Raw genomic sequence first — 26,135 nt, forward strand, 5'->3', positions numbered from 1 at the left:
AAATGTTTACTAAAACGGCTTGTTAAAGCACCAGAGATGTTTTGTGTACCAATAAGTGTGAAAGCCCACGTTTTGTATTTTTTCTAAGTTTAACAGCAAAAAAGGCGTGTTAGTTACCACACGCCCTAGCTTGTGCGCTCAATTGAAATATGCGCCAGCGCAATAAGCGCGTCTTTGTACTCAGAGTCGTTAATGGCATTTAAGCTATCTATGGCCATTTGCACTTCTTTTTGCGCACACTCGCGTGTGTAGTCTAACGCGCCGGTTTCTTCCATAATGCGTTGAATGCGCGTTAAATGAGGCAAACCATTGCTCTGTTCGATGGCTTCTTGAATCAGTACTTTATCTTCTTCATTTTTCGCATGCCACATGGCGTAAAGTAATGGTAGCGTCGGCTTGCCCTCTGCTAAATCGTCACCGGCATTCTTACCCATTTCTTCACTGTCTGCCATGTAGTCAAGAATATCGTCAGCTAGCTGGAAGGCGGTACCTAGGTGTTTGCCGTACTCTTGCATCGCGTGCTCAATATGCTCATCTTGATCAGTAAGCACTGCAGCAAGTTGAGTCGCAGCCTCAAATAAGCGGGCTGTTTTACCGTAAATGACGTCGAAGTAACGAGCCTCTGTCGTACTTGCATCATTACAGTTCATCAATTGCAGAACTTCGCCTTCAGCAATTTGATTTGTGGCTTCCGACAATATTTCCATTACGCGCATGCGCTTAAGGCTCACCATCATTTGGAAGGAGCGGGTGTATAGGAAATCGCCGACTAAGACCGAGGCTTGATTACCGAAAATAGCATTGGCCGTTTCTCGGCCTCGTCGCATGGTTGACTCATCAACCACATCATCGTGCAAAAGAGTAGCGGTATGAATAAATTCAACAATAGCTGCAAGCGTATGATGGTCGTTATTATCGATACCCATTGCCCGGGCACTCAACACGGTAAGAAGTGGGCGTAAGCGTTTGCCGCCACTGTTTACAATGTAAAAACCAAGCTGATTGATAAGGGCAACATCAGAGTCGACTTGTTGTTGTATCAGCTGGTTGACCGCCTGCATATCGTCATTAGACAGGGCGCGGATTTGAACTATATCCATAGGCATGGCAATAAATACTTACTCTTACGTCTTGGGCAATAATTTAAACGCGATTGTACCTTAATCACCTATACTATCCACCAAATTGTCTTAAAAAATGACGGCTTAACGTTTTTGCGTGTAATTTTTAAAATACGATTAGCCAAAGGCCTTATCTCGTATCCCTTCTTTTAAAATCCAATTTCATTTAGTTTAAGTCATTACGCGCTTATTTTGAGAGCCCACATACTATATTTTATGTTTTTTAGGCGCTTTCCATCATTTTTAAAGGCAAAAGCACATTTTTGATAAAAGTATGGTGCCTCATGTAATTTGAAGAAATGCAGAAGTTTGTCGGCATCGACAATATGTGTAGTAAAGATCGGCTTAAGCGTTAGGGCAACGGCGATGGCGAGAAATTAAAACTGCGATAGCGTGATAGGAAGCTGATTGATATAAGGAGGTAATGCGATCTCAACGTGGGATCGTAAATAGATCGCCATTATCTTTGTTTCAAGATTACCCGATCCGCGACGCGGGATCCCACGCGTTTTCCATACGATGTTAGCCAATAAAACCCGCTCAAAGCTCGATGTTTTCTTTCTGAGATTTCGAAATTAAGTTTCATTTTCTAAAAAAAATTGATGTTTTTTCAATGATTATGCGCATTTGAAGCTGCATCAAATAAGCAATTGAGGCATAATTCGCCCCATGTTGGAAAAATAATCATTTTTTCTGCGAATCGGGCTTGTGATTTACGGATGTTTCACGTACAATTCGCGCCCTGTTTTTTGAATTGAAGCGTCAGTGGACGCAGAGCGGAGTTAACTATGTACGCGGTTTTCCAAAGTGGCGGTAAACAACACCGTGTGGCCGAAGGCCAAACCGTTCGTCTTGAAAAAATCGAAGTAGCCCCAGGCGAATCGGTTGAATTTGACAAAGTTTTAATGGTAAGCAACGGTGACGACGTAAAAATCGGCACACCAATCGTTGCTGGTGGTAAGGTGACAGCTGAGGTTGTTACACACGGTCGTGGCGATAAAGTAAAAATCGTTAAGTTCCGTCGTCGTAAGCACTCTCGTAAGCAAGCGGGTCACCGTCAGTGGTTCACAGAAGTGAAAATCACTGGTATCAACGCATAATAGGAGCACGAACACATGGCACACAAAAAAGCTGGTGGTAGTACCAAAAACGGTCGTGATTCAGAGAGTAAACGCCTAGGTGTTAAGCGCTTTGGTGGCGAATCTGTTCTTGCTGGTAACATCATTGTTCGTCAACGTGGTACTCGTTTCCACGCTGGTGACAACATGGGTATCGGTAAAGACCACACGTTGTTTGCACTAAAAGACGGTAAAGTTCAGTTCGACGTTAAAGGACCGAAAAACCGTAAGTTTGTAAGCATCGTAGCTGAGTAAGCGCGAAAGCTTCTCGCCGAACAGGCTTAGAAAAACCCCGCGCTTGCGGGGTTTTTTGTTTTGTGAAACCTTTCTTTCTTTTTCTGTTCTTATTTAATAGCGTTTAAATTCAATGATGAATTCACGCTATACAAGGTTTTAGTTTTCGATTTTAAGAATACTGAGCATACACGAAAGCGTCATTGAGCATTTTGGTGTAAACTTAGTGTTCGCATTATTAAGTTAATAACCCACGGCATTAAAGCCCGGAGTGATAAATGAAATTTGTAGATGAAGCTGAAATTCGCGTTGAAGCCGGTGACGGCGGCAACGGTACAATTGGCTTTAGAAGGGAAAAATACGTACCTAAAGGTGGCCCGGATGGTGGCGACGGTGGTGACGGCGGCAGTGTATTCTTACAAGCCGATGAAAACCTAAATACATTGATCGATTATCGCTTCGAGCGTTTTCACCGTGCAGAGCGCGGGCAAAACGGCCAAGGTGGAAACTGTATTGGTAAAAAAGGTAAAGACCTTACCGTTATGGTGCCTGTAGGTACGCGTGCTACTGACAGTGACACTGGCGAGGTATTAGGCGACTTAACTCGTCATGGTCAAAAGCTTAAAGTGGCGCAAGGCGGTTTTCATGGTTTAGGTAATGCTCGTTTCAAAAGCAGTACTAACCGTGCTCCACGTCAAAAGACTAACGGTACGCCGGGTGAAATTCGCAACCTTAAGCTAGAACTAATGCTTCTAGCAGATGTAGGTTTACTTGGTATGCCTAACGCGGGTAAATCAACCTTCATCCGCTCTGTATCGGCAGCTAAGCCGAAAGTGGCTGACTATCCGTTTACTACGCTAGTGCCTAACCTAGGCGTGGTTCGTCAAGATTCACAGCGCAGCTTCGTGATAGCCGACATCCCTGGGCTTATTGAAGGTGCGGCAGACGGTGCTGGGTTAGGTATTCGCTTTTTGAAGCACCTTGAGCGCTGTCGTATATTGCTTCACATTGTCGATATTTTCCCTGTTGACGAAACAGATCCTGCGGAAAATGCAAAAGCTATTATCGAAGAGCTACTGAAATACAGCCCTAAACTGGCTGAAAAGCCGCGCTGGTTGGTATTTAACAAGGTAGATTTGCTACTAGAAGAAGAAGCAGAAGAGCGCTGTCAGCACGTTATAGACGCGCTAGAGTGGAAAGGTCCGGTCTATCAGATCTCCGCGTTTCAAAAAATAAACCTCGATCCGCTTTGTAACGACGTGATGAACTTCATCGAAACGCTTCCTGTTGAGATGGAAGTAGAAGAAGAGAAGAAAGAAGTAGAATTTAAGTGGGATACATACCACAAGAATACGCTTGAGGCTCATGACGAGTTTGAAGATGGCTTAGGTGACGATCTCGATGACGACGACTGGGATGAAGACGACTACGATGTTGAAGTAGAGTATCGTCGCTAAGATACAGTCGCTGAAAACGAAACATCGTTAAGGAATCGTTTTCAAACTGCACTTACATTCGCTAGGTACAGGCATTGCATTTAATTCAAAAAATGCAACACCGATAAAGCTCGCATATTTGCTCTTGCAAATGCGGGCTTTTTTTATATATATGGGAAATTCTCTTTGCTGCGTCACCTCGATGTAGAACCACTATACCTACGGTAACACGCCGCGATTGCGAACATTTTAAATCTCGCTGAGTGGGTACTTATCTATACGGATTGGTATTATACTGCCAACGCTTTAACTTGAACTTAGCGTGAAGGTAGAAAAATGAAAATAGCAATGATTGCTGCAATGGCTCAAAACAGAATTATTGGTGCAGATAATGATATGCCGTGGCATTTACCGGCTGATTTAAAACACTTTAAAGCCATCACGCTTGGTAAAGCGGTGATCATGGGGCGCAAAACTTATGAGTCTATTGGTAAAGCACTGCCCGGCAGGCCAAATATTGTTATCACGAGCAACAAAGACTATAGCCTATCCGACGCAACCGTTGTTGATTCACCCGAGTCAGCCTTCGAGGTAGCCAAAGCACTCAGCAATGGCGTTGAAGAAATAATGGTCATTGGTGGTGGCACCATCTACCAGGCTTTCTTAGATAAAGCCGACACCTTGTATTTAACTCATATTGAGCTTGAGGTTGCGGGAGATACTCAGTTTCCAGACTACGAAGCATCAGCAAATTGGAATGAACTATCAAAAGAACACCATAGCGCTGATGAAAAAAACCCACATGACTACACATTCGTAACGCTAACAAGAGCTTAAACGAGAAGATATAAGAGCGTCGCGCTTTTATATAATCAGGGGCGTTAGCCCACACACAGGTCAAAGCAATAGATTGACGTTTCGCGCAATAGTAGTGACGTAGAGTGAAATACGTATTGGTGTGCGTTAGGCAAGTTTGTTCACGTTTGATGAAAAAATGCCAGTGTCGTAGGACTCTCACAAACCTTACAACACTGGCATTTTATGTAGTGCGCAGTTGCTAATTCATTTGGTCGAACAAGTTCTCTAATGAAAGGCCTTGGTGACCCAGCATGTCGCGAAGACGACGAAGTGCTTCCACTTGAATTTGACGCACACGCTCGCGTGTTAGGCCAATTTCCGCACCTACATCTTCTAATGTTGAGGGCTCGTATCCCATCAGGCCAAAACGTCGAGCTAATACTTCTCGTTGTTTAGGGTTTAGCTCTTCAAGCCAATTCACAATATTACTTTTAATATCAGAGTCTTGTAAGCTTTCTTCAGGGCTGAACTCTTTTTCATCAGCAATGATATCTAGTAGCGCTTTGTCGTTTTCTCCGCCAATTGGCGTGTCGACCGATGTGATACGTTCATTCAAACGAAGCATCTTCGTAACGTCTTCAACGGGTTTATCAAGGGCTGCTGCAATTTCTTCTGCAGTTGGCTCATGATCAAGCTTTTGAGAGAGTTCACGGGATGCACGTAAATAAACGTTTAGTTCCTTCACTACATGAATAGGCAAACGAATAGTACGTGTTTGATTCATGATTGCGCGTTCGATGGTTTGGCGAATCCACCATGTGGCATATGTTGAAAAGCGGAATCCACGTTCAGGATCGAACTTTTCTACAGCACGAATTAGCCCTAAGTTACCTTCTTCGATTAAATCGAGAAGTGCTAATCCACGGTTGTTATAACGGCGAGCAATCTTAACAACAAGGCGAAGATTACTTACAATCATTCGTTTACGAGAGGCTTCACAGCCTTTCAGTGAGCGGCGCGCAAAATAAACTTCTTCTTCTGCGGTTAGCAATGGTGAAAAACCAATCTCGCCCAGATAAAGCTGTGTGGCATCTAGGTTTTTAGGTTGGTCATCCTGACTAAAAATGGCTTCATCATTTTCTAGGTCAGCGTCGTTTATTAAGGTTTCGTCAGCTTTTACATCAGCTGGCATATCGATGACTTCTAAGTCATCTTGAGGTTTTGATTCCAAGGCTTTGTTTGACTTACCCATGGTGAATCTCCTGCTACAAGGTTTACCTTATGACGTATCTCCTTTGTCTTTATTGTTATTATTTATTTTTATTATTTTAATGTTGGCAGGTATTTCATAGGGTCTAATGATTTCCCTCTATACCTAACTTCAAAATGAAGTTTTACCGAATCTGTTCCGCTGTTACCCATCGTTGCAATTTGCTGCCCCGCAGACACCCATTCTCGTTCTTTTACTAAAATAGTGTCGTTATAAGCGTAAGCACTTAAGAAGGTATCTGTATGTTTTATTATTACCAGATTACCGTAGCCGCGAAGTGCACTTCCTGAGTAAACAACTTTTCCATCTGCTGCCGCTAATACCTTACTTCCTTTAGCACCAGCAATATCAATTCCTTTGTTACCTGACTCCGACTTACTAAAGGTACCGACAAGTTTACCTTTTGCGGGCCATACCCACCTTTTGACTTTGTCTGGAAAACCTGCTGGTGCTTGTTTTTTGACACCACCTGTCGGCTTCTTGACAGTCTTAACGTTTTGTGGTTTAACATTTTTTTCACTTTCAACATACGCCTGTGGAGCAGGGCGGTCAACCAAACTTTTGTCTACTTTTCTTGTGGTCGGAGGTGTTGACTGATTGGTCTTGTGTGCGGTTGGCGAGGGCGATCTAGCGGTATCTAGTCTGGGCGATAACCTTAATGTTTGGCCCGGGAAAATAGTGTAAGGGGCTGATAAGTCGTTGTATTTTGCAATGTCGCGGTAGTCATTACCCGTGTACCAAGCAACGGCAAATAGGGTGTCTCCCCGTTTAACTTTATAGGTGGGTTTGATGTACTCTTCGCTGCCATCGGGAACTTGACTATTTAAAAGAACCACAGGGGCAGGTGCTGTGCGCCCTGCACAGCCAGCTACCCATGTGCTAACGAATAATGCCAACCCTAAATATAGCAGTTGCCTGTGCATGTCATCGCAGTAGTAGATAAGCGGTGATGGCAAGCGCAACGACAATCCAGCCAAGCACCTCAACATATTGTCGTAGCTTTTGTTCCATGGCAGCGCCACCCCATCGCATCAGCGCTGCAACAAGGAAAAAACGGGCTCCTCGCCCCACGGCTGAAGCAATGACAAAGGGCAAGAACGCCATTTGCAAAAAGCCTGCACTTACTGTAAAAATTTTATAAGGAATAGGGGAGAAGCCGGCAAGAAAGACGACCCAAACGCCATAATCTTTAAACCACTGCATGGCGGTATCGATTTTGTGCGTGTAACCCCAGTTCTCAATTAGCGGCGAAAGCCATGCGTCAAACGCGAAATAGCCTAGCCAATAACCAGCAATGCCACCCAAGATAGATGCAATGGTAGTAATAAAGGCAAATTGCCAAGCCTTATTTGGCTGAGAAAGCGCCATTGGGGCAAGCATTACATCCGGTGGAATAGGAAAAAATACGGATTCCGAGAAGCTTAACCCACCTAAAAACTTGGTTGCGTGACGATGTCGCGCCCAGCGTAACGCCATGTCATAACATGGCTCAAAAAGCTTCACATTAGCTCTCCTGCTATAAGAGGAACAAATCGAACCGATTCTATGGTCGATGTTTTTAGTTCACCCTCAATCCTGTCAATACACAGTAACGATTGCTGTTCGTTACCTACGGGTATAATTAATCGCCCACCTTCTTTTAGCTGATCACACAAATCTTGCGGAAGACTAGCTGCTGCTGCAGTTACAATAATGGCATCATAAGGCCCTTTCGATTCCCAACCCTTCCAACCATCGCCATGTTTCATTGCAATATTGTGAAGGTCGAGTTGATTCATTCGACGTTTCGCATGAAACTGAAGAGACTTTATACGTTCAACGCTAAACACTTTAGCAAAAAGCTGCGCAAGGATAGCCGTTTGATATCCCGACCCCGTACCTATTTCTAGCACTTTTTCAGGTTTGTTGGGGCTATCAAGCAGTAGCTCGGTCATTTTCGCAACAATATAAGGCTGCGAAATAGTTTGTCCTTGGCCTATCGGTAACGCGGTATTTTGATAGGCCTTGTGTTTAAGCGCATCGGGAAGAAAGCTCTCCCGCGGCGTGCCAGCAATGGCGTTTAGCACTGCCTGCGAACGTATTCCCTCGTTATAAAGCAGTTGTGCTAACGCGTCTCCTTTTCTAGAAGCTCTCATGATGTTGCGTACTTTCCTTTATTCTTATTAACAGCTACGCGAGATATGAATGGTTGCGCGCCACGCTTACTCGTTATCTAAACCCTATTAATGGGGGATAAGGTTTCCACACATTCCCTAAGGACTGACGTTGCAAAACAGCCGCTAGGAAGCGCAAAGGAGATAGTAAATGTATCACCCTTACTCTGCCATTCAAGCTGTGAAGGCCAAATTTTTATTGCTCGACGTTCTTGCTCAACGCCGCATTGGCTCAAAAAGTCGATAACTTCACTATTTTGTTCAGCTACCGAGTGCTCAAGGGTTAATGCGTCTGTTTGACTAACGAGCGCACCTTTACCCCAAAGCGGTGCAGAGGGGCACACGTCTTTCGCGTCAAAACGAGCCTGCGCGTCTTGTTGCTCTTGCGAGCCTGTCGGCCCATTATTTATAAAAAAGCTATTTGAACCGCTAAGAACTAAAGCATCACCTTGGAGCACGCTGTCAAACAGACCTTGTTCTAAACGGGCAGACAACATCTCGTTGAATAACCAACTACGCAGCGCAGAAAGTGCCATAGAGCGTTTATTGCGGTGCCTGATGGTTTCGCCATTTACCATGCGTTCGGCCATGACAAGATTACCACCTCGTTGAACCTCACCCATATCATTTAAACGCATAACGCCGAAACGCTGTTCACCATAGTAATTGGGGACGCCGTGCTTTTCAATTTCTCGCAGGCGCTCCTCAATCGCTTCAGGATGCAGCACCTGACGTAACGTAATGGTAAAGTGGTTACCTTTTAATTGACCTGTACGTAGTTTTTTATTGTGGCGTATTTGTTTTAGTACTTTAACGCCTTCTAACTCAAAGTTGCTAAAGTCAAAATCCGGTTTGCCCGGTGCGTGAATACCGAACCACTGCTGAGTAACCGCATATTTGTCTTTGCGACCAGCGTAGGTTATTTGGCGCAAAGGAAGATTTACGAAGCGAGCCAGTTGCTCAGCAACAAAAGCGGTATTGGTATTCGTTTTTTCAACAAATACGAATTGATGTTCGCCTTCACCGCACGGCATATAGCCAAGGTCTTCTACAACTTGAAAGTCGTCAGCTTGAAATTTGAAAATGCCCGTTGATACAGGTTTTGCGTAATAATACTGCCAGTGGTCAGTGTGTAGCGGCTTCATAGTTTTTCCAGTAGTACTACAGCATGGGCGGCTATGCCTTCTTTGCGCCCAGTGTAGCCTAGCTTCTCAGTAGTGGTGGCTTTAACATTGATATCGTCAAGGTTTACGTTACAGTCCTTTGCGATAATTTCACGCATATGGCTTATATGTGGCGCCATTTTAGGCGCTTGGGCGACAATTGTCATATCTGCATTGCTGAGTCTGTAGCCCTTTTCACTGACTACATTAACGACATGACGGAGCAGAACGCGACTATCTGCACCAGCGTATGCTTCGTCAGTATCCGGGAAGTGCTTGCCAATATCTCCTAGTGCTGCGGCACCTAACATGGCGTCGCAAAGCGCATGTAGAAGTACGTCACCATCAGAGTGCGCAACGAGTCCCTGTTCATAATCAATGCTCACTCCACCAATTGTGATGGGGCCATCGCCACCAAATTTGTGTACATCAAAACCGTGTCCAATTCGCATTATGATTGTGCCTTTTGATTTCTCGCGCTATCACTTTTTTCTGTAAAGCTGTGTGCGCTAAATTTTTGCTTAAGATAAAATTCTGCCAAAGGGAGATCTGCCGGGTGCGTAATTTTGATATTCGCCGGGCTCGCGTTTACCAATGCCACCTTGTAACCCGCAAGCTCCATCGCTGATGCTTCGTCAGTAATATTAGCGCCGCGCGCTAATCCATCTAAAAGAGCAGCCTTTAGCCATTTTGCAGGAAAAAACTGCGGTGTGAGAGCATGCCACAAGCCATCCCTATCTTCAGTATGAGAAATCACATTGCCTGAAGAGGCAACACGTTTCATGGTGTCTCTAACTGGTGTAGCTAAAATACCGCCAGCAACGTCTTTGCTGTCCATTAATGCGATAAGAGAAGTAATGTCGGTATCTTCCACACAGGGTCTTGCGGCATCGTGTACCAAAGCCCAGTCGTTCTCACTTAGCATCATGATGCCGTTAAGCACACTATCTGCACGTTCTTTTCCGCCCTCAACAACGCGAATAGGCTTATCGCGTAATTTATAACTATCGAAGTAGGCGTCGCCTGGACTTATTGCAACTACAACGTCGTCAATCTGCGGATGCGCCAATAATGCGTCAATCGTGTGTTCAAGGATCGTTTTGCCATTTAACGTGAGATACTGTTTGGGGCGGTCAGCTTGCATTCGGCTGCCAACTCCTGCTGCGGGGATGACCGCAACAACGCGGGGAGATGTCATTTTTTTCACTTAGAATCTGCGGGCAAAATACGGTAAAAGGTTTCTCCCTTTTTAATCAGCCCTAGTTCGTTTCGCGCCCTTTCTTCAATAGCCTCTAACCCTATCTTTAAATCATTGATATCGGCTTTGAGTAAGGCATTGCGTTGCGCAAGGTTCGCGTTTTGAAGCGCTTGCGATTGAACTTCTTGTTTTCGGTTGAAATAATCGGGAATACTGTTTTTTCCAAACCACAGTCTGTATTGCAGTAAACCTAACAGTACTAACAATACAATAGGAAGCCATTTACCTTGTAACACAGATTCACCTGACTATATGGTTGAGCGGAAAAAAACAGAGGCGCGATGCCTCTGCTGTGTCTTATTATGCCGCGAAGCGGCGTTGAGTCAAAGGTGCTTTACTCACCTTGCCCCAATTTCCCTTTTAATTTATCCAGTAATTTGTTTTTTTGCTGATCTACAACATTGCTAAGCTGCGCTTGAAGAAGCTCTTGAAGCGCGGCGCTGTCGCCTTGGGCTGCGCTCAGCATACTGTTTACATCAACGAGTTCACCAGATAAAAGCGATTGCTCGCTGCTAATCATGCTGTTGAGTTTGTTGTTAAGTTCATCGAGCTTATCTTTTTGGCTGCCGGTTAGTTGTGAAAGCGCCGCCTTAGCCAACTTGTTGTCAAGGTCAGACTTTATATTAAAGTCGGGGTCTGAAAGGGTGCCATCAAGCAACATGGTCATATTTAAACTCGTGAGAGTTTGAAGCGCTTGCGCGATAGCGCTGGTAACGTCGCTTGTACCTGTTGCTTCCATAACAAGCTGCTCAAGGTCAACTTCGCCTGTACCAGTAAGCATGTTATCAGTTACTTTCATCGAGCCATTGGTTTTCATCAAGGCAGACTTCAGCACAGCATTTAGCGTTTCATTGCCGCTGAATGGAATGTCAGACATATTTACACCGGCTAATTGCCACACTTGGCTGGCATCAACACCGTTGCCGTCAATCCAGAATTCACCGCTAGAGGTAAATGATTTTAATAAGTCACCCGCTGCCTCAATAGTAAAAGTAGTAGGGGTGCCAAAGACTTCGTGAACGTTAGTAATGTTATTCCACTTACTGGTAATAGATTCGTTTTGCCATAGCACTGACACGTTCGCTTCTTTTACAAGAATTGAGGGCACTTCGGTTGGTGCTTCGCTTTTTTCTTCCCCTTGAATAAGCGGCATCACAATTTGCATTGCAGACATCAAGTATTCTGTGTATTCGGCGGCTTTGTCACCAAATACGAAATAGGTAACCTGCGAAAGGGCAGCTTGATCGCCAGCTATAACACCTTGAAGCAGGGCGTAATCTTCTTGCGGGGCTTTTTTAAGTGCCTCAACACTCTCGCTTAATGCTTTCTTGGCGTCGCTCGCTTTTTCAGTAAAGTCACTTATAAGCGCGCGATCGGCCTGCATTTCTTCTTTCAACTTGTCGAATGCCGACTTGGCTTGTACCAATGCTTGCGGGTCTTTGTAGTTGGTCTCTTTCAGTTGTGCAACCTGAGTTTTATAGTATTCAATGCGTTTTTTATCAGGAAGTGATTCGTAGTCAGCTTTAAGGCCTTCACCATAAGTAGCGTAAGCAGCTTTGGCGTTTTCAATCGCCGCTGTTGTTTTTAATGGATTTCTAGCAAGTAGCTCATCTACCGTGGGGACAGCCTCTTTCGCTTTTGCTTTAATTTCGTTAAACGACAATGAGCGCTGTGGGACTCGATAAACCTCGCCTTGTGAAGGACGCTCGGTATCGAATTGTACCTCTAGCAGGTTGAGATTGTTTACGATAACTTGATCATCAAGCAGAGGCTTTAATTCTACATCGGCATTAGCCTCGCCTACGAACACTTGATTGTGAGAAGGCTTGGTAGGGTTAGTTAACGCAATACCCTTAAGTGTAACCGTTGTGGGAAAAAGGGAGTGGTCGAATTCATCGATATTAACTTCAGCGCCATAGGACTCGCCCAATTTCGACTCAAGAATCGACTTAATAATGATGTTGGCAAACAAAAAGTACACAAGGAACAACAACACAAAAAAACCAACAACCCACAGTAAAATAGGCTTACCCTTTGAACCACTACTCATATTTCAACTCCTTGATATTAAAGCACTTGGCAACTTTTGCTTTTGCACTTCATTTTTTGCGCTTGCTCTTGAAATCGTCAGAAAGCGTGCGAAAGACCGCTAACATTGGTTCCAATCAGTGTAATGCAGACAGCAGCAATCTTCCATACGTAGCGAGCATACAGAATGTTTAATTGAGCGGTTATTTTGCAGTCAACACTGTAGAGCTTGATTACGACATATCGTTTTTCAAATTTGAAATGCTTGAAGTTGCCCTACAACTTGGCGCTGAGGTAGCCTATTTAACATAGGAAGCGGTGTGTGAGGCAGCCTTTACTTATCGAAAGTAAAGGCCAGCCACTTTTTAGACTTTTATTATTAAAAATATATCTACTCTGCATCGGTCAAGCGTTCTTCCATAGCGAACGCTAATATCACACGATTTATAATTTAAAGCGGTTTGCAATATCCATGATCGATAAACAACTGCTGCGTAATGCCTGACTGGCGGCCGCTAATTCGTCTGCAGTGCGCAGGCTAATATCAGCAGCACCCGATAGCGCGTTAATACGCATGTTGGCCTCGGTAGCGGCCTCTGCCTGTTGCTCAGTGGCTCTTGCTATCTCGCTACTCATATCAGCAATCTCTGTCATTAAGCGGTCGGCTTCTTGCAAGTTTATATTTGCTTGAATGGCATTATCAACGGTTTTGGTAGAGGCTGTTTGACTGACTTTCACAGCGTCTACTGCGCTTTTCGCGTTGCTTTGTAATTTTTCAATCATAGCCTGTATTTCATCGGTACTTTGACCTGTGCGACTGGCTAGTGTACGAACTTCATCGGCGACGACAGCAAAACCTCTACCTTGTTCACCAGCCCGGGCCGCTTCTATAGCAGCATTTAAAGCCAGTAGGTTGGTTTGTTCAGCTATACCCCGAATTACATCAAGCACCGCCCCAATACTTTCTGTTTGTGCAGCCAGCTCAGTTACCACACGGCTAACACTTTCAATATCAGAGGTTAATGAGCGAATGTCTTCTACAGTGCTATCTACTACCGCTGCACCCTGTTGCACATTTGTTCTTGCGCTGCTAGTACTCTTCTCGGCTGAATCGGCATTGCTACTCACGTCATTTATCTGCGTTGTCATCTCTTCCATTGCCGCAGCAACTTGAAGCATATTTTCGTTCTGTGTTTGGGCCTGCGCGTTACTGTTTTGACTGGACGACTCTACTAACTCTGCCTGCTGAGTGAGCGAATTAATGTTTTCACGAATACCCAATAAGGATTGACGCATTTTTTCAGTATATTCATTAAAGTAGCGTGCTAATCGCGTAATTTCGTCTTGCCCTGATTCTGGCAGAGAACGGGTTAGGTCACCTTCACCTTGCGAGATATCCTTCATCCGTTCTGTAACTTCTTGAACCGGTTTTACAATACTGCCGCCAATAACAAAAATAAGCAGAACCACTAAAATAATACTCACCACACAGAATACAATAATGACGTTACGCAAATGGGCGTATTCTTTTTCAAGATTTGTCAGATAAATCCCTGAACCTACCGTCCAACCCCACGGTTTAAATTCTTTCACGTAAGAGATTTTATCTGTTGGGACTTCTTCACCTGGGAGTGGCCATACGTAATCAACGAAACCGTCGCCTTGCGCCTTTACCCTTTGTGCCATTTCAACAAAAAATGGCTTTCCGTTGCCGTCTTTGAAAGTGCGTAGATCCTGCCCGTCGAGCGCTGGCTTGATTGGATGCATAACCATGGAGGGGGTTTGATCTTGGATCCAAAAGTAGTTGCTGCCGTCGTATCTGAGGGCTTTGACGGCGGCGAGTGCCTGACTTTTAGCCGTGTCTTCAGCTACACCCTCTTGCTCAGCAAAGCTGGCGAGCATAGTGTGAACGACTTCGACGAGGTGCTGATTTTCATCATATGACTTTTGTTTTAGAGCTTCGTAGTGCCTGTTTAAAACCAGCGCTGTAAGTAAAACAAATAACAGCGTGATGAGCGCTGCGATGATACCTAGGCGCTGTATCAAACTAAATTTTCTTAACCACATAAGGCAAAACCTAACTATTAATTCTAGTTTTACCTAAGTGTAGACGTTTTTTTATTAAATGCTTTTTTCTAACAGCTTAAAAATACGTGTCTAAAATCATATGTTTTTTACAATTTAAAGGCTTCGTGAAGCAGTAAGAAAAACGATAAAAAAATGTGTCTGCGACATGTTATTAAATGTCATCTAACCCACTGGCTATGCAGCTTGACACGGGTTTGAAAAAACTTTGTTGACAGGGGCTTGGCAGGGCTTTTTTCTGTGCTACCATCCGCGCAAATTTGGCGCCGTCGTGATCTTCATCCAAAAGTATAAAGTTTAAAGATTAACGATACGTCAAAGCAGGGTTTCGACTTTGCTTGTTTTTTCCACGCTTCCATGTAACCGTGAGTAGTCATACACGGCGGGAACGCTTTTTATTACAGCTATTTCTATGAAAGGGTTGCGATGCTCATTAACGACACACTTCATACAACTTCACCCCTACGCCAGCGCATAAGAGACTACTATCGCATTAGTGAGTCAGTGGCTGTAGATCAAATTCTTCCTATTGCCGAAGTTAATCCTCGTGCGCGCAGTCGCGCGTGGGAGAGAGCGCGAAAGATGGTGCTACAAATTCGCCGCGAACAAGAAGGGCACGGTGGCGTAGACGCACTCTTGAACGAGTACTCGTTGTCTACTGCCGAAGGCGTGGTATTGATGTGCTTGGCCGAAGCTTTGCTACGCGTGCCAGACAAGGCTACCCAAGATGAACTTATTCGCGACAAACTCTCCCAAGGACAGTGGACGCCGCACCTTGGCAATTCAGAGTCGTTGTTTGTAAACGCATCTGCGTGGGGCTTGTTGTTCACCGGCAATATGGTGAACTATGCCGACAAGCGTAAGAAAGAACAGTTTGGCCTGCTGAAGCAAACACTTGGACGCTTGGGTGAACCTGTTATTCGCCGTGCAATGAACATTGCCATGCGCGTTATGGGTCGTCAATTTGTTATGGGCGAAACCATTGAGGATGCAGTCGACCGCGCTAAAGAGAAAGAAACCAAAGGGTACGTGTACTCGTACGACATGCTTGGTGAAGGCGCACGAACTATGCGCGACGCTGAGCGTTACTACGATGCATACGTGAAGGCGATAAAGGTTATTGGTAAAGCGGCTAACGGACGCGGACCAAAGCGTTCGCCGGGCATTTCAGTAAAGCTTTCTGCTATTCATCCACGTTTTGAATTTTCACACCGCGAACGCGCAATGGAAGAAATTCCTCCGCGTTTAAAAGCGCTGTGTATGATGGCGAAAGAATACGATATTGGTTTAACGGTAGACGCTGAAGAAGCGGATCGTCTTGAACTTTCTTTAGATATCATCGAAGCCGTATTTCGCGATGAAGACCTGAACGGTTGGACAGGCTTTGGCTTGGCCGTACAGGCCTACCAAAAACGCGCAATCCACGTTATAGAGCACTTACGTGAACTTACCCTTGAGGTAGGTCGCCCATTGATGGTGCGTCTGGTTAAGGGAGCATACTGGGATACGGAAATTAAGCTTACCCAGCAAGCAGGTCTCGAAGAGTTTCCTGTATTTACTCGTAAGTCATCAACCGACGTGTCATACCACGCCTGCGCAAACCGCTTACTTGAATACCGCGATACTATTTACCCGCAGTTTGCGACACACAATGCTTACACCGCATCGGTGATTGTTGAGCTTGCTGGTGATGACAAAGAAGGTTTTGAGTTCCAGTGTCTACACGGTATGGGCGATACCCTTTACGATCAGGTGGTAACACAGGATAAGATTCAATGTCGCGTTTACGCGCCTGTGGGTGAACACGAAGATCTATTGGCCTACCTAGTACGTCGTCTTCTTGAAAACGGCGCGAACTCGTCGTTTGTAAACGCCATCGTTGACGACGAAAAACCGGTTGAGTCTTTGCTCGAAGATCCAGTAGAAAAAACGCAGCGCTTGAAGGTGCGTTATAACAAGTTAATAAAAACTCCACGTGGGCTGTATGCGCCTGAGCGCGATAACTCGCGTGGTTTAGACCTTACCGACACGAATGCTGTTACTGCTTTGAAACATGAACTAGAGCGTTGGCAGGACTACTACAAAGCCAATGGCGAAATACCGGAAGGCGCTACGCCCGTATTAAACCCTATGGATCACAGCGACATTGTTGGTTATCACCATTACGCGACGCCAGACGATATGCGTAAGGCGTTAGATGACGTTGATGCAGGTTTTGAAGCTTGGTCTAAGCGTGATGTGAGCGAACGCGCTGAAATTCTAAATCGCACGGCGGATGCGCTTGAGCGTCATATGGCCGAGCTTATTGCTATTTGTATGCGCGAAGCGGGTAAAGTTGCGCAAGACAGTATAGATGAAGTACGTGAAGCGGTAGACTTCTGCCGTTATTACGCAGTACGGGCTGAAGAACTAGCGGAAGATCAGCGTTTGCTACCTCGCGGCGTGGTTTTGTGTATCAGTCCATGGAACTTTCCATTAGCCATATTCCTAGGGCAAGTTACCGCGGCGTTAGCAACGGGTAATACGGTTATTGCTAAACCTGCTGAACAAACCAGCATCATCGCCCAGCGCGCAGTAGACATTATGCACTCGGTAGGTTTACCGGAAGATGCATTAAAACTTATTGTATCGCCAGGTAAAGAAGTGGGTGAAACCTTACTGCCAGATGAGCGCATTAAAGCGGTAATGTTCACAGGTTCAACGCAAACGGGAACGCTTATTTCTCAGGTGCTGGCAGAGCGCGGCGGCGAACAGGTACCACTTATTGCAGAAACGGGCGGTCAAAACTGTATGATTGTCGATTCAACTGCACTGCCAGAGCAGGTGGTTGATGATGTCATTCGCTCTGGGTTCCAGAGCGCCGGCCAGCGCTGTTCTGCACTTCGTGTGCTTTACGTTCAGGAAGAAATTGCTGACGATCTTATCGAAATGCTTATTGGCGCGATGAAAGAGCTGACGGTAGGTGACCCAACACAGCTTGCTACCGATGTTGGCCCTGTTATTGACGAAAAAGCGTTGAAGAGTTTGACCGACCATCAACAAGCGATGGAAGATAAGGCGAAATTACTTTATCGCTCGGAAATGCCTGCGACGTTTAAAAAAGGAACCTTCTTCCCACCAACGTTGTATGAAATTAAGAACATCGATGTGCTAGAAAAAGAAGTATTTGGTCCAGTGGTTCACATTGTGCGCTTCAAGTCGAAAGAACTTGATAACGTGCTAGAGCAAATTAACGGCACAGGTTACGGCCTAACGATGGGTATTCATTCGCGCATTGAAGAACGCGCTAATGAACTGGCCGCAAAGAGCCGTGCAGGTAACGTTTATATTAACCGCGATATTATTGGGGCTATTGTTGGCGTTCAGCCATTCGGTGGTCGTGGTTTATCTGGAACGGGTCCAAAAGCAGGTGGTCCAAACTACTTATCTCGTTTGATGATGGAGCGCGCGACACCTAAGCCTTCACATATCGATGATGTAGATGGCACAGATACAGCGCTAGTAGGTGATGAAGAGATTGCTGAGCGCGCGCATGTGATAATGGATAAAGCCAAAGCAGTAGAAGTTCAGTGGCGTCATACGCCGTTGAATGACCGTATTTCGATGGTGCGTCAGCTTCTGGCGAAAATCGCGAAAGTCGACATCGTTGATGAGCTTGCAGATGATTTAAACCGCACGTTGGCGACAGCCCGTCAGCAGCTAATAAGCGTTGAGCGCAAACTCGCTAAACCACAAGTTCTGCCAGGGCCAACAGGTGAGTCGAACAAGCTTTACCTAGAGCCGCGCGGTATTCTGGTCTGTTTTGCCGATAAAGAAGTAACGTTTGAATACTGGTTGTTGTCTGTAGTAACAGCACTTTCAACCGGCAACCCAGTAGTGTCAGTGGTATCTGAGATTTTCTATGAAGAAGCGGTAGAAATTCAGAACAAGTTTGAATCGACGGGTGCACCTAAAGGTTTGTTCCAAGTGGCCCGTCTAGCTCACTTAGATACGTTATTGATGGATGAAGATTTAGCAGGTGTTGTAGTAGATTCAAGCACTGAACGTACAGCTCGAATCTCGGCTATGTTGTCATCTCGCAAAGGCGCAATACTGCCTGTTATCACAGCAGAATATAACGATAACCTTATTCAGCGTTTGATGACTGAAAAAACGATCAGCATCGATACAACAGCATCGGGTGGTAACACCTCACTGATGACCCTTGTTGAAGATGATGAATAAATAAAGGGAATAATGCTTCACGAATAAAAATGGCCAGCAGTATGCTGGCCATTTTTTTGCTATCTTGTTCCTGGCGACGCCAAAATGCGTTCAGGTTACATCCATTCGCTATTTCGACGTTTGCGCTTTGGAAGGTAGGTTATCAACACGCCAAGTAGAATACCGATACCGGCTACCATGCCACCACGGGTAAACCATGTCACCAATTCATCCTTGCTTGCACTTTCAACTTGTGCGGTAAGTCGAATAATTTGAGATGCCTGTTCGTCATTGGTAGTAGTAAGCTTAGACACCTGCTGACGAGCGTCGTTAAGCTGCTGACGAAGCTTTGCATTTTCCGACTGTGCCGACTGCAGACCACTTTGGCTTTGAGCAAGCTTTTCGCTAATGATGGGTAGCTGTTCTGCCTGTGACATTGTGTTAGACACAAATTTACTTTCTACCCAGCCTTTACGACCCTCAGGATCAGTAACCTGCGTAAACTCAGCGTCATTGTCTCTTGCTAGAACAGTAATAGGCGTCCCGGCTTCAATTGAACCTAGAATGCGATAATTGCGACCAGGTCCGGTATGCATAAAGATAAACAAATCATCTCTTATATAGTGTGATGAAGACGCTTCTAAATCAGCGGTATCTTGTAGCGAAAATGCTTGAAAAGAGCATGCAATAAGGGCTGCTGCTAACCACTTTCGAATCATATGAAGTCCAATTTAAGAATTTAAAACGTGAAGATGGTATTGGTTGACCGCCATAAAGGCAAGTTTGTTCCACTTTTGTCTAAATTTAGAAGACCAGAAAAACGCTGTAGCATTGCGAAAAGTATGTGACAGAGGTATGGTGTCAGCATCATAAGCTGTGCCTTGCGCAACCATGTCAGAAATAGAATTAAAATTTGTAACAGGTGACGATGCTCACCAAGCGTTTACTCAACGGGTCCTCCCTCTTTTTGAAAACCACAGTATAAACGTCAATTCACATCGCGAAATGCGATTGGAAAATGACTACTACGACACGGATAAACTCGACTTTCAAAATAATAAAATGGGGTTTAGAGTTCGTGGAAATAACGGTGAGTACGAGCAAACCTTGAAGACCAACGGTGTAGTAAGCGGCGGCTTACACAAACGTATGGAATATAACGTTGCCTTGGAAAACTCACGTCCTGATTTGGCCTTGTTCGATAATAACGTGTGGCCGCAGGGGTGGGATATAGCTGCAAAAAATGCCAGCTTATCAAAGCAATTTAGTACCCATTTCACGCGAAATGCGTACGTGGTCACTATCGGCGATAGCGTTGTTGAAATCGTGCTGGATTGTGGCGAGGCGACAACAGAAAAGGCCAGTTCATCGATTAACGAGATAGAGCTTGAGTTAATGTCTGGCGATATAAACAGTCTGTTTTCGCTGGCCGCGCTAATAAATAACAATATGCCAGTTAGGCTTAGCGATGTCTCTAAAGCAGCACAAGGGTATCAACTGCTCCACGGCTTCAATGCAAAAATACGTCATTTACCGGACTTTCTCTCACTAGAAGAAAGTACCACAACAGAAGATGCGTTTTGTCATGCTGTACAAACCGCATTGGCCCATTGGCAGCATCATGAACATGTGTTTTGTGAAAGCGGGTCCATTAAAATGCTTGGGGAAGTTGCGAAAAGCGTTCGACTGCTGCTACAAAGCGTATCGCTTTATCTCCCGGTGTTGCAATGTCCAGAATTATTAACCCTGCATCAAAAGCTAGTGGCTCATGCAGAAAAGTGGGGATGGCAAGATGATCTGCAGAGCCTTCGCTATCTTCTCTCTAAGAAAAGCATGTTTAGTAAAACATTGAGCAAGCATCCCGCTGTGGTTAGTTATCTTCAAGGGCGTCAGGCAGGGTTGATGCATGCTCATGAGCCCGAAAAGTTGTTTTTTGACAACGAAGCGACCGATATCAAACTCTTGGCCATCAGCCTGATACAAAACAAACCTTGGCAAAGTGAGGCGACAGGCTTCGACCATCCTGTGCTTGAGCACGCAAAAGGGTGGTTGTCGCAGGGGTGGCAGACAGTTCAACAAAGCATGCCGCTTAGCAAAACCATGGGACCTGTTAACTATAGCGCGGTGGAAATTGTGCTTAGGCAGACTCTATGGAGTGGGTTTCTTTTAGGCGACTTGTTTGTAGAGGAGCGCGGAAATTTTCGTGCTCCCTGGTTAGATCTGCTTACCGGTATTGATGAGCTCAACGCACTCTTAATGCTGAAGCAGTCGATAGATGATGCCGAGGTTGATTCTCACAATGAAGTGCGTAAATGGACAGCGGAAAAACTGTCTACGCTTATTCGCATTATGGAACGAACGCGTTCTGTTGCGATGCAGCGCGACATTTACTGGTAGCCGGGCTAAATGGGTAAGTTTCCAGATGGCAGTGTAATTCTCATGGACGGAGGGCGCTGATGACCTCAGCTATTTTTAGTTACATTCTCTACGCGTCGATAGGCATTTATGTATTCGGGCTAGCACGTTTAATTTTGCGAAAAGAGGGATTACGCAATAAGCGCTGGCTGAGCGCTGCTTTTATTTGCTGGCCTCTTTTCATGTTAGATGAATGGTTGCGCCTAGCTTCAGCTACCGAATTTGCTTTTGTTTATGGCTTATCAGACGTGTTTGCAGTTATAGCTATCACCTGTTGCTATCGAGCAATTAAGCCCATGTTATTGGCTTACCCCTCATCAAGAAAGCGATTGTGGTGGCCAGTGATTATTACCGCTGTATTTCAGAGCACCGTGCTTTTAATCCCCATTGAAGACAAACAGCAGTGGCTAGCAGCTTCTCCCACGGGGCAGCCATTACTGCTATGGCCTGCCTATATCGCGTCGCTGTTAACTGGGTTTAGTGTATTGCTGATAGGTATCTTAATTACTGAGCATATTCAGATGTATCACAGGCATCTTCCAGAGCAGGCTGTGGATATTAAAAACCTAAAAATGCCCAAGTTGGCTGGCGTGATGGGAAGTTTAGTGGGAGTGGCATTTATGAGTATTTTGCTTGTTACCGCCGCTACGTTTGGCTTTTTCCCTGTACCGTTTTGGGAAAGCTTTCATCATTTAATGATAGGTACGGCATTATTGGTCGTGCTGTTTTCGCTAACGTTCATACGACGCACGTCGCCGTCTCCTTTAGACTATGAACGGTTAGACGAAGGTAAAGCGTCACCTTATGAGAATAGTAGTGTTATCTCTAAGGCCGAGCGCTACACCATAGGTTCAAAAGCGTACAAAAAGCGATTTTTAACGCTAGATGAATTTTGTAAGGGGGCTGACATTGACCCCACATCGCTAGCATTGGCCTTACAGCTGACAGAGCGTAAAAACTTCAGGCGGTTTATTTTCCACTATCGCCTCGAATACGCAAAAAACGTGTTGCTGCGCAGTGACGCCAAGCTTGAAGCGGTTGCAAAGCGGATTGGGGTGAATTCAGAAAAGTTTCTGAGCGACTATTTGGTGAAGCACCTCGATACGACAACGCTAAAATAGGTGGCACGACCGCTGCCACCGCTAACCGCCAAAGGCGTTTGACAATATCTGGTGGGTGAATGTCTTACGCAAATAAAACCCTCGCGGGCGTGTTTTTATGCGCTGGCCTTCTTGTCCTAACGCATCTGTGAGTACTTTGCCGTTCGCAGCTTTCGGCCGGATATGCAGTGCTACGCCCTGGCGAGAGGTGATCGTCTCAACCTGTCCTGTAGAAATTTGCTCAACTAATTCTTCCCAGTCGCTTCGTAACAGCGCATCTTCATGTACATTGGGTCGCCAATAAAAACCGGTAGCGACTCTTCTCTGCCCAAGCGGAATGGCTCTATCTCCTTCAATAGGCAACCACAAAACTTGCTGTAATTTATTGCGCACATTTGAAGTTTCCCATGTAATGCCAGGGGGCATGAGCAGCGGTGCAAAACATACATATGTTGTTTCTAATGGCGAAAAATTAGCGTCAATGGGTATAGTTTTCAATTCAATACCCAGCTCAGGGAAGTCTTGCTGAGGTTTTGAGCCTGCACTCGCCCCTAACCATTTTTCTATGAGCATGCCTGGCCAGCCTTTGTGACGCTGAAGATTAGCTGGAATAGCGATATTTGCCATCTCGGCTAACTCTCCCAATGACAAACCTGCAATAGCATGACATCGCTGTAGAAGGCTTTCTGGTGACGTTGGCGGAGATGATGGGGGTTGCATAAATGTCGTTATTTCCTATTTGAGCGGCGATGGCGAACATTAAAGCTATGATTGGAGCATAGTTTATGGAAGAATGAAAACATATAACAGTATAGTGTGCCCGGGAGTCTATGTGATAGATGCCGATGGATTCCGTGCGAATGTGGGCATAGTGATTTGCAACAAAATGGGTCAAATATTTTGGGCAAGACGTTATGGTCAACATTCATGGCAGTTCCCTCAAGGCGGAATTGATGAAGGGGAAACTGCCGAACAAGCTATGTACCGCGAGCTTCACGAAGAAGTAGGGCTGACACCGAAAGATGTCACTATTTTAAGTGTTACCCGCAACTGGCTGAGATATAAATTGCCTAAGCGATTAATTCGTCAGGGCAGCAACCCTGTTTGTATAGGGCAAAAACAAAAATGGTTCTTGTTGCAGCTTGATTGCAACGAGCGAGATGTCAATGTACTCAAAACGGGTCATCCAGAGTTTGATGACTGGAGGTGGGTAAGTTACTGGTATCCGATAAGAAACGTTGTATCGTTTAAGCGAGACGTTTACAGACGAGTAATGAAAGAGTTCTCGCCTGTGGTCATGTCTGCGCAGCATCGTCCACCACAACGCCAAAACGTAGTGCCACACAAACGTGGTAAAAAGCGCAGGCGCGGCTAAACATGCGGAAGATTGCTATGCGCGGGTGTAAGCAGCGAGTAAACAAGGAGTAACCGGTGAGCCCTCAAAGCCAGCAAGGCGCAATGCTAACTACATTAAAACGTATCGTGCAGGAAATTAGTCAAATTTCTGCTCTCGATACGGCGTTGTTTCGGCTTGCCTCGCGTGTTAAGCAAACGCTAAATGTGGACTCTTGTTCCATCTATCTCGCTGACTACGAGGCGCAAGAGTTCATACTAAAAGCTACCGACGGTCTTCACCCAGACGCCGTAGAGCAAGTTCGCATTGGTTTCTCAGAAGGCCTCATTGGTCTTGTAGGACAACGAGAAGAACCTCTCAATATTGTTAATGCACCTAGCCACCCCAGGTTTAAGCACTATCCCGAAGTAAAAGAAGAAAAGTACAACGCTTTTTTGGGCACACCTATCATCAATCAAAGGCGTGTGCTTGGCGTTATTACGCTCCAGCAAGCTGAAATGCGACGCTTCAGCGAAGATGAAGAGGCGTTCTTGGTTACTTTGGCCGCGCAGCTAGCGTTGGAAATCACTAATGCCGATATTCGCGGTGCGCTGACACTCTCAAATTCAAATGACAACACTGCCCGACAAAAAAATGTGCGGGGCATTGCAGGCTCCCCAGGGTTAGCGATTGGTAAAGGGGTGTCGCTAGACAAGTCAATTAACCTGAAAAACTGGGTGGTAAAACGGACCGATTCTCCGTTAGAGCAAATTCAATTATACCGCAAAGGGGTTGAGGTAACGCGAGGCCATGTGGACGCATTGTCTAATGGACTTGATGAAGCCATTCCCGATGACGTTAAGTCTATATTTCAGCTCTATCATCACCTGCTCGATGCAAATAGTTTGGGAAGAGAGGTTGAGGAAAAAATTCGCGAAGGTTGGGATGCGGCATCATCACTGAAAATGGTCATAGAAAGCTATGCTGCTCGTTTTCGTGCGATGGACGACCCTTACATGCAAGAGCGTGCCATTGATATTGTTGACTTGTCAGACCGTATATTAGCCAACATTTTGTATGAAGCTAACGGTCAAAAAGTCACAGAGAAGGTCATCACAAAAGCCAGTATCTTGGTGGCTGATGAGGTTTCAGCGCCAATGCTTGCCGAGTTTCCAAGAGACAAGCTCAACGGCATTATTTCTATTCGTGGTTCTAACAACTCTCACGCTGCAATTTTAGCAAGAGCTATGGGCGTGCCCGCCGTGATGGGCTGTCAAAATGTAACGCCTGCGCTTTTGGAAGACAAAGAAATTCTGCTTGATGGCTACTCTGGTGAAGTCATTATTTCCCCTGAGCGCAACATAAAAACAGAGTTTATTCAGCTCATTGAAGAAGAGTCGGCGATCGCCGAAAAGATTGATGCAGAGGCTGATAAACCGTGTGAAAGCGTAGATGGCTGCAGAATGTCGCTCTATATTAATGCTGGCCTATCTGCTGAAGTTGAATTAAACGCTGAGCAAATTGGTGCTGGTGTAGGGCTTTATAGAACTGAAATCCCTTTTATGCTTCGAGAGCGGTTCCCCTCAGAACAAGAGCAGGTCGAATTGTATCGCCAAGTGTTAGAGGCTGCGCCCACATTACCCATCACTATGCGTACCTTAGACGTGGGAGGTGATAAGCCATTACCTTATTTTCCAATTAGCGAGGAAAATCCATTTCTGGGGTGGCGGGGTATTCGTCTAACGTTGGATCATCCTGAAATTTTCTTGGTTCAAGTACGCGCTATGCTTCGAGCAAGCGTTGGGCTAAGTAACCTACAAATAATGTTGCCAATGATTTCCACCGTGTCTGAAGTGCAAGAGGCAAAGCGACTTATTAATCAGGCATTTTACGAGATATCTGATGAAATAGCCGAGTCAGGAGAGACCCTGAACAAACCTAAGTTAGGTATCATGCTTGAAGTACCTTCTGTACTTTATCAATTACCTCAATTGGCTAAGCACGTCGACTTTTTCTCGGTAGGCAGCAATGACTTAACCCAGTATTTACTAGCGGTAGATAGAAACAATACGCGAGTAGCAGGTCTCTATAACAGTTATCATCCTGCGGTATTAGGTGCGCTTTACGATGTGGTGCAAAAAGCTAATCAGAATCAGGTGCCAGTGACTATTTGTGGCGAAATTGCTGGTGAGCCTGCTGGCGCACTACTGTTAATGGGGATGGGATACCGCCGATTGAGTATGAATGGTTTTAACTTGAGGAAGATCAACTGGCTTATTCGAAAAGTCACGTTAGATGAGTGTAAGCAGTTACTTTCGCTGGCACTTACCTCTGTGAATCAAGAAGAAGTCTTTGTGCACTTGAATAAATATCTTGAAACAAAGGGCCTTGGAGGCCTTATCCGAGCAGGTGCGTAAGGA

The 26,135-nt window shown here is 45.3% G+C and carries 22 protein-coding genes; 9 read left to right on the forward strand and 13 right to left on the reverse strand.

The window, feature by feature from the left end; all coding sequences use genetic code 11:
• Positions 1-125 precede the first annotated feature (125 nt).
• The gene (ispB, locus tag ACM0P2_RS02600; protein WP_419227682.1) at positions 126-1,100 is read right to left on the reverse strand and encodes an octaprenyl diphosphate synthase; all 975 of its coding nucleotides are present in this window, start codon (positions 1,098-1,100) and stop codon (positions 126-128) included.
• A gap of 809 nt (positions 1,101-1,909) precedes the next feature.
• Here ispB and rplU point away from each other — a divergent pair.
• The 4 genes from rplU to folA all read left to right on the forward strand — a co-directional run bounded on the left by rplU (position 1,910) and on the right by folA (position 4,746).
• Positions 1,910-2,221, forward strand: coding sequence for a 50S ribosomal protein L21 (rplU, locus tag ACM0P2_RS02605; RefSeq protein WP_105930829.1), 312 nt, complete (start codon positions 1,910-1,912; stop codon positions 2,219-2,221).
• A 15-nt stretch (positions 2,222-2,236) separates the two neighbouring features.
• A complete protein-coding gene (gene rpmA, locus ACM0P2_RS02610; RefSeq protein WP_012517170.1) occupies positions 2,237-2,494 on the forward strand; it encodes a 50S ribosomal protein L27 in 258 nt (85 codons plus the stop codon).
• 257 nt (positions 2,495-2,751) lie between these two features.
• Positions 2,752-3,930: an Obg family GTPase CgtA gene (gene cgtA / locus ACM0P2_RS02615; protein WP_419227258.1), complete on the forward strand. Its 1,179-nt coding sequence runs from the start codon at positions 2,752-2,754 to the stop codon at positions 3,928-3,930.
• A 327-nt stretch (positions 3,931-4,257) separates the two neighbouring features.
• Positions 4,258-4,746, forward strand: coding sequence for a type 3 dihydrofolate reductase (gene folA / locus ACM0P2_RS02620; protein WP_419227683.1), 489 nt, complete (start codon positions 4,258-4,260; stop codon positions 4,744-4,746).
• 220 nt (positions 4,747-4,966) lie between these two features.
• Here folA and rpoS read toward each other — a convergent pair whose 3' ends face one another.
• The 10 genes from rpoS to ACM0P2_RS02670 form a co-directional block, all read right to left on the reverse strand.
• Positions 4,967-5,959, reverse strand: a complete 993-nt coding sequence (rpoS, locus tag ACM0P2_RS02625; RefSeq protein WP_419227259.1) for an RNA polymerase sigma factor RpoS — start codon at positions 5,957-5,959, stop codon at positions 4,967-4,969.
• Positions 5,960-6,030: 71 nt separating this feature from the next.
• Positions 6,031-6,900 carry a peptidoglycan DD-metalloendopeptidase family protein gene (locus ACM0P2_RS02630; protein ID WP_419227685.1) on the reverse strand — a complete coding sequence of 290 codons (870 nt, stop codon included), beginning with the start codon at positions 6,898-6,900 and terminating at the stop codon, positions 6,031-6,033.
• A 1-nt stretch (position 6,901) separates the two neighbouring features.
• Positions 6,902-7,480, reverse strand: a complete 579-nt coding sequence (locus tag ACM0P2_RS02635) for a YqaA family protein (RefSeq protein ID WP_390609089.1) — start codon at positions 7,478-7,480, stop codon at positions 6,902-6,904.
• The gene (locus tag ACM0P2_RS02640) at positions 7,477-8,112 is read right to left on the reverse strand and encodes a protein-L-isoaspartate(D-aspartate) O-methyltransferase (protein WP_159119618.1); all 636 of its coding nucleotides are present in this window, start codon (positions 8,110-8,112) and stop codon (positions 7,477-7,479) included. Before ACM0P2_RS02640 ends, ACM0P2_RS02635 begins: the two co-directional genes overlap by 4 nt.
• 77 nt (positions 8,113-8,189) lie before the next feature.
• Positions 8,190-9,275, reverse strand: a complete 1,086-nt coding sequence (gene truD / locus ACM0P2_RS02645) for a tRNA pseudouridine(13) synthase TruD (protein WP_159119617.1) — start codon at positions 9,273-9,275, stop codon at positions 8,190-8,192.
• Positions 9,272-9,745 (reverse strand): 2-C-methyl-D-erythritol 2,4-cyclodiphosphate synthase, encoded by a 474-nt coding sequence (gene ispF, locus ACM0P2_RS02650; RefSeq protein ID WP_105930821.1) that lies wholly within the window; start codon positions 9,743-9,745, stop codon positions 9,272-9,274. Before ispF ends, truD begins: the two co-directional genes overlap by 4 nt.
• Positions 9,745-10,491, reverse strand: coding sequence for a 2-C-methyl-D-erythritol 4-phosphate cytidylyltransferase (gene ispD, locus ACM0P2_RS02655; protein ID WP_419227260.1), 747 nt, complete (start codon positions 10,489-10,491; stop codon positions 9,745-9,747). Before ispD ends, ispF begins: the two co-directional genes overlap by 1 nt.
• Before the next feature lie 5 nt (positions 10,492-10,496).
• Positions 10,497-10,787: a cell division protein FtsB gene (gene ftsB / locus ACM0P2_RS02660; protein ID WP_105930820.1), complete on the reverse strand. Its 291-nt coding sequence runs from the start codon at positions 10,785-10,787 to the stop codon at positions 10,497-10,499.
• A gap of 98 nt (positions 10,788-10,885) precedes the next feature.
• Entirely contained in the window at positions 10,886-12,601 is a 1,716-nt protein-coding gene (locus tag ACM0P2_RS02665) for a TIGR03545 family protein (RefSeq protein ID WP_419227261.1), read from the reverse strand.
• Between the two features lie 422 nt (positions 12,602-13,023).
• Complete coding sequence (locus ACM0P2_RS02670; RefSeq protein WP_159119614.1) at positions 13,024-14,646, reverse strand: methyl-accepting chemotaxis protein; 1,623 nt, start codon at positions 14,644-14,646, stop codon at positions 13,024-13,026.
• A 444-nt stretch (positions 14,647-15,090) separates the two neighbouring features.
• Between ACM0P2_RS02670 and putA the strand changes: the two genes are divergently transcribed.
• Positions 15,091-18,888 (forward strand): bifunctional proline dehydrogenase/L-glutamate gamma-semialdehyde dehydrogenase PutA, encoded by a 3,798-nt coding sequence (gene putA, locus ACM0P2_RS02675; RefSeq protein ID WP_419227262.1) that lies wholly within the window; start codon positions 15,091-15,093, stop codon positions 18,886-18,888.
• A gap of 95 nt (positions 18,889-18,983) precedes the next feature.
• Here putA and ACM0P2_RS02680 read toward each other — a convergent pair whose 3' ends face one another.
• On the reverse strand, positions 18,984-19,586 hold the full coding sequence (locus ACM0P2_RS02680) for a TIGR04211 family SH3 domain-containing protein (protein WP_236547154.1): 603 nt from the start codon (positions 19,584-19,586) through the stop codon (positions 18,984-18,986).
• Between the two features lie 172 nt (positions 19,587-19,758).
• Here ACM0P2_RS02680 and ACM0P2_RS02685 point away from each other — a divergent pair, with 172 nt between their 5' ends.
• Both ACM0P2_RS02685 and ACM0P2_RS02690 read left to right on the forward strand, forming a co-directional pair.
• Positions 19,759-21,264: an inorganic triphosphatase gene (locus tag ACM0P2_RS02685; RefSeq protein ID WP_159119612.1), complete on the forward strand. Its 1,506-nt coding sequence runs from the start codon at positions 19,759-19,761 to the stop codon at positions 21,262-21,264.
• Positions 21,265-21,323: 59 nt separating this feature from the next.
• The gene (locus ACM0P2_RS02690; RefSeq protein WP_159119611.1) at positions 21,324-22,403 is read left to right on the forward strand and encodes a DNA mismatch repair protein; all 1,080 of its coding nucleotides are present in this window, start codon (positions 21,324-21,326) and stop codon (positions 22,401-22,403) included.
• A 21-nt stretch (positions 22,404-22,424) separates the two neighbouring features.
• Here the strand turns inward: ACM0P2_RS02690 and mutH are convergent, their stop codons facing one another.
• Positions 22,425-23,102, reverse strand: coding sequence for a DNA mismatch repair endonuclease MutH (mutH, locus tag ACM0P2_RS02695; RefSeq protein ID WP_159119610.1), 678 nt, complete (start codon positions 23,100-23,102; stop codon positions 22,425-22,427).
• A gap of 112 nt (positions 23,103-23,214) precedes the next feature.
• Between mutH and rppH the strand changes: the two genes are divergently transcribed.
• A complete protein-coding gene (gene rppH, locus ACM0P2_RS02700) occupies positions 23,215-23,757 on the forward strand; it encodes an RNA pyrophosphohydrolase (RefSeq protein WP_159119628.1) in 543 nt (180 codons plus the stop codon).
• 83 nt (positions 23,758-23,840) lie between these two features.
• The gene (gene ptsP, locus ACM0P2_RS02705; protein ID WP_159119627.1) at positions 23,841-26,132 is read left to right on the forward strand and encodes a phosphoenolpyruvate--protein phosphotransferase; all 2,292 of its coding nucleotides are present in this window, start codon (positions 23,841-23,843) and stop codon (positions 26,130-26,132) included.
• Positions 26,133-26,135: the final 3 nt, after the last annotated feature.

This window comes from Alteromonas sp. OM2203 (genome assembly GCF_048517045.1).
Classification (GTDB): domain Bacteria; phylum Pseudomonadota; class Gammaproteobacteria; order Enterobacterales; family Alteromonadaceae; genus Alteromonas; species Alteromonas gracilis.